Source organism: Candidatus Hydrogenedentota bacterium (assembly GCA_012523015.1).
Classification (GTDB): domain Bacteria; phylum Hydrogenedentota; class Hydrogenedentia; order Hydrogenedentales; family CAITNO01; genus JAAYBJ01.
In genome coordinates this window covers 1-5,027 of the sequence record JAAYJI010000261.1, presented here as the reverse complement: position 1 = coordinate 5,027, position 5,027 = coordinate 1, and the positions used below count along the sequence as shown (strand labels likewise).

At 47.5% G+C, this 5,027-nt stretch carries 3 protein-coding genes and 2 tRNA genes; 2 read left to right on the top strand and 3 right to left on the bottom strand.

Annotated elements, in window-relative coordinates; genetic code table 11:
- Positions 1 to 492: 492 nt before the first annotated feature.
- Positions 493 to 567 (top strand) — tRNA-Cys (locus GX117_11525).
- A gap of 68 nt (positions 568 to 635) precedes the next feature.
- Positions 636 to 722, top strand: a tRNA-Leu gene (locus tag GX117_11520).
- Positions 723 to 776: 54 nt separating this feature from the next.
- Here GX117_11520 and mtaB read toward each other — a convergent pair.
- From mtaB to miaB, 3 genes are read right to left on the bottom strand one after another with little or no spacing between them, the layout of a single operon-like run.
- Positions 777 to 2,102, bottom strand: coding sequence for a tRNA (N(6)-L-threonylcarbamoyladenosine(37)-C(2))-methylthiotransferase MtaB (gene mtaB / locus GX117_11515; protein ID NLO33959.1), 1,326 nt, complete (start codon positions 2,100 to 2,102; stop codon positions 777 to 779).
- Positions 2,089 to 3,621, bottom strand: a complete 1,533-nt coding sequence (locus GX117_11510) for a leucyl aminopeptidase (protein ID NLO33958.1) — start codon at positions 3,619 to 3,621, stop codon at positions 2,089 to 2,091. The genes mtaB and GX117_11510 overlap by 14 nt, the downstream gene beginning before the upstream one ends.
- A 46-nt stretch (positions 3,622 to 3,667) precedes the next feature.
- Entirely contained in the window at positions 3,668 to 4,993 is a 1,326-nt protein-coding gene (gene miaB / locus GX117_11505) for a tRNA (N6-isopentenyl adenosine(37)-C2)-methylthiotransferase MiaB (protein ID NLO33957.1), read from the bottom strand.
- Between the last annotated feature and the right edge of the window lie 34 nt (positions 4,994 to 5,027).

Here is a 5,027-nt window from a genome sequence, read left to right as displayed (position 1 = left end):
GCATGGGCGCTTGTTCCGCCTCGCTACGCTCGGCTCCACAAGCGCCCATGCAATCCTGCCAGGAGGCGCGCTCATGAAACACAGAAACTCTCATAACAACTGGACCAAAAAGCGGGGGCTTGACAGTGGCACAAAGGACAGCAAATAGGTATAAAGATTTGCGACCTGCTAAAGTAACAATAGTGTCGCCTTCCAGGTCTCCTAAACGTATATGGGAAGCAACAATTGCGGGGCGCTCTTCAATGGAAACCCGAGTATCTGAGGTATTTTCCCGTTGCTCAATCCTTGGCTTTTAAGTGGTTCTAGTTTTATACGGTCATTTCGTGTAAAATTGTGGCGGGACATTATGGACTCCTTCGGGTGTTTCAACAGAACTATTGTACCGAAGATCTCTGTGATGTCCTCTTTTTTTGCACTGGTTGCATTTCAACCTTGAATCCGTCAAGAACTTGACATTGAGGCACTTTTCTAAATACAATGTGGGCAACGTGAGGCGGCATAGCCAAGTGGTAAGGCAGAGGCCTGCAAAGCCTTTATACCACGGTTCGAATCCGTGTGCCGCCTCCACTTCTTCTTTTTGGGTCACCTAGGTTGACCAATGCATTATATTGGGGGAGTATGATGTAGCCTTCTTCGGGCGAGTGGTGGAATAGGCATACACGACGGACTTAAAATCCGTTCCCCGAAAGGGGGTGCGGGTTCGATTCCCGCCTCGCCCACCATCTTTTTACCAAGATTTCCCTAACGTTCAGTTACGGAATTGGAAATCAATCACTTCATGTATCCGGGGAACCTATCAGCCGTGTGCCTTCAAGGGAATGAATTCGAATCCATTCCAATTGGTTGACCATCATTTTTTTATCCTTAACAAAGACCTCAAGATAATTGTCTGCATGTCCCTTCCAACCGTTATGGTCACGATTTTCAAAGAGAACACGAAGACGCTGCCCTACCCATTGCTCTTGAAAGACTTTTTTCTTTTGTTCGTGCAGTTGGATCAATGCTTGACTTCGGGAACGTGCTGATGACTCCGGTACTTTATTGGGCAATCTTGCAGAGGCGACCTCAGGTCGTTCGCTGTATTGGAAAACATGGAGGTAAAAAATCGGACTTTCTTCGATTAAGCGATAGGTCGCTTCAAAATCAGCGGGACTTTCCCCCGGAAAGCCCACCATGACATCAGCGCCGATGCCAATGCCTGGCACCGCAGTAACGGCACGGTTCAAGAGAGCCAAATAATCTTCGGGACTGTAGTTGCGCCCCATAGCCTCCAATACGTTTTTTGAGCCGGATTGCAAGGGAATATGCAAGTGCGGTACTAGTGCATGATCAGGGTCTGCCATACGCGTAAAAAGTGCTTCCGGTAAATTGCTCAACTCAATGGAACTAATCCGAAGCCGCGGTTGCGGGTTCACGTCGCTGAGTCTATCCACAAGTTCCAACAGTCCTTGTTCGCCGCACTCATAATCACCGAGATTGACACCGGTCAGAACAATTTCCTTCGCCCCACGTTCGACAATGCTTAGGGCTTCATCCACAATATTGTTGAAATCTCTTGATCGGGATCTGCCTCGGGCAAAGGGAATGTAACAATAGCTGCACATGGCATCGCAGCCATCTTGTATCTTTAAATTTACCCGTTCTTTCAGGGGCGGGCCTTTAGCTTCAAAGTTTAAAGTAAAGGCTTTTCTTTTGGGTCTGGGGCGAACAATTAAGGGTGTATTGTCGGGCAATAGTTCGAGATATTGGGGTAATTGCATTTTTGCGTCGTTACCCAAAATAATATCTACTTCGCCTATGGCGGCAATGGTCTGCGCTGCGGTCTGGGCGTAGCAGCCAATAACAGCAACTATGGCATTGGGATTTTTCGACAGGAAGCGATGGATATATTTTCGCGATTTGGCTTCAGCTTGACGGGTAACAACACAGGTATGGATGATTCCTAAGTCGGCAGGCTTATGAAATGGAACAATCTCATAGCCTGCTGCACGCAATCGCTCTTCAAGCACTCTGGATTCTGCATGGTTGAGCCGGCATCCCAAGGTATGAATAGCGGCTCGTTTTTTTACCGAACAGTTTAAATTGTCGTTAATTTCGGCCATTATCGGCTTTTCTCAATAACCAGTTCGTTAACAGCCGGACCCCGAATCCGGAGGCATATTTGGAGTCAAGATAGGATTTGTTCTTAATGCCGTAGGCGGTGCCGGCAATATCCAGATGTGCCCATGGTGTGGACGCGGTAAAGGCTTTTAGAAAGGCTGCGCCCGTAATCGTCCCTGCTTCACGGTCAGGACCGATATTGCTCAAATCTGCGAAGGTACCCTCCATTTGCTTTTCATAATCATTCCAGAGGGGTAAACGCCAGAGTAATTCGCCTGTTTCTGCCCCGGCAGCTAGAAGACCCTCAACCAGCGTGTCATCGGTGCCAAGTACAGCTGCCGCCACATGACCCAGCGCGATAACTGCCGCGCCCGTTAAGGTAGCGATATCAACAATACAATCCGGTTTATACTTGTCGATGGTATAGGCAAGCGCGTCGGCAAGAATTAAGCGGCCTTCTGCGTCGGTATTCAAAACCTCAATAGTTTTGCCGTTGTAGGCGCGCACAATGTCGCCCGGAGTCTGAGCGCGGCCATCAGGCATATTGGTAACTGCCGGGATTACGACGACAACATTGAGGACGGGGTTTAACTCGCTAATGGCAATAAAGGTTCCCAACACGGCGGCAGCGCCGCACATATCAAATTTCATTTCATGCATTTTACCGGCGGGCTTAAGAGAGATACCTCCCGTATCGAAAGTGACGCCTTTGCCCACCAAGGCAATCGTATTGCTTGCTTTGGGGTGTCTATATTCCAAGACAATAAGCTTTGGCGCCGTTTCTGCGCCCTGTGCCACGCCTAAGAGTGCGCCCATGCCTAAAGCTTTCATCTGTGCTTCGTCAAGAACCATGCAGGAACAGCTGTCCCTTTTAGAGGCGGCAATTTGTGTTGCGACCTGCGCTAATGTCTCCGGAGTCATCTCATTGGCTGCGGTGTTCGCATAATTACGGGCAAGGTTTGCAGCACGGCAAATCTTCAGTAGTTGTTGACAATTGTTTCGAATCGTCTCCGCGGGGGCATCTTCATCATGAATAATCGTAACGGTATCTACAGTTATTTGGTTTGCACAGTCACCTGGATGTTTATAGGTTTCAAAGCGATACTGGGCAAGACTCAGTCCTTCCAAGAAGGCTTCTGCCGGAAGATCTTTGGAAAAACTGATATCAAAATAAACATGATTGATTTGGTTTGTTGCTAATATTTCCTGGGCTTTACCGGCGGCGCGGCGTAATACTTCTGCTGTAAAGCTTGTTGATTCACCAAGACCCAGTATAAGAACACCTTGGTATTTTTTACCCGGTGTAGCATAAAAATAATTTGAACTTGCCTTTCCTGTCACAACTTTACGGTCTATGAGTAGCTTTAAAGCGGCACTGTCTTCTTCAAGAAGTACATCACTTTGCAGGCGGAGAAGATCATTATATAAAGGCAGAACCAGACAAGATTTTTCTTCTTTTAAATCCACGTCTTTTGATTGCGCCAAATTAATATTCATGATTGAATCGTTTTGTTTGTTCACGAGAGAGGTTCCTTTCATATCCCGAAGTCATCGTTATGCATTGTTCTTACAGCTTTTCTGCATGCAGCCAATGTCCTTTACAGCCGGTAACACAGACATGGACAAGCGCTCCTATAGACAAGCCGTCACCGGCTACGGTAATGGCGCGAAATCCATCAGTGCGCCCATTATAAAAGCCTTCTTTACGTTTGTTTGTGTCTTCTAAAAGTACCGTTTGTTGCGAGCCAACGAGGTCGTCTTGTGCTTTTTTATTAATGCTTTCCTGCAAGCTGATCACTTGAGCAAGCCGTTCTTCTTTGACCTTGCGCGGCACATCATCTTCCAATGATTCGGCTCGTGTGCCCGGTCGTACCGAATATTTAAATGGAAAGACCTGACTGAAGCGCACTTCTTCCAAGACCTGCAAAGTGCATGTAAAATCCTCGTCTGTCTCACCGGGAAATCCCACAATTAAATCCGTACTAATTTCTACGGTAGGAATAACGCGGCGCAGGTAGTCAATCTTCCGCAAATAATCAGCTATGCTGTGCTTACGCCGCATCACCATCAGTATTGTGTCTGATCCCGCTTGAAAAGGTAAATGAACATAGTTACAAAGAACGGGGCGAGCGGCCATTAAATCTGACAATCTATCGTTCCAGTCGCGGGGATGGGGTGAGGTGAAGCGCAGCCGCAACAAGCCTTCCAAATGGGACAGTTCATCCAACAATTCATAAAAGCCATAGTCCTCTCCCACTTGATAAGAATTCACATTTTGTCCCAAGAGCCAGATTTCTTTCGCGCCATTCTTAATCATGGAGCGTGCTTCGCGCAAGATACCTTCCGGGGAACGGGACACTTCACGGCCTCGCGTGTGCGGTACGATGCAATAACTGCAATAATTGTTGCAGCCTTTTGTGATGGCGATATATCCCCGCAATCCCTCAACACGCCCCTGTTCTTGCCAAACTTCCGGAACAAATTCGCTGACAGATCCTTCCCAAGTCTGCCAATCTGTGTAACAACCTCGTTTGCCATGACTTGCATCTTCCACAAACTCCGGCAGCCGAAAAAGATTGTCCGGGCCTAACACAAAATCTACGTGGGGAGCACGTTTTAACAAGGATTTACCCACTTGCTGAGCCACGCACCCGGCGACGCCAATAATGAGCCCCGGCTTGCGTTCTTTGAGCGGACGAAGTGCGCCTAAAAAACTGTAGACTTTATTTTCCGGATTGGCGCGAACAGAACAGGTGTTCAAGAGGATAAGATCCGCTTCTTCCGGGTCATTAACCGAGATAAAATCCATGGGTGCCAACATACCGAACATGCGCTGTGTATCATGTTCATTCATTTGACAGCCATAGGTTTTTATATAGACAGATTTAGACACTTTTCAAAGGGTTCCTGATAAAAAAAGAAGGTTG

Coding starts and splice junctions, on each gene's coding strand:
- mtaB (NLO33959.1), bottom strand. CDS start 2,102: ATGGCCGAAATTAACGACAATTTAAACTGTTCGGTAAAAAAACGAGCC.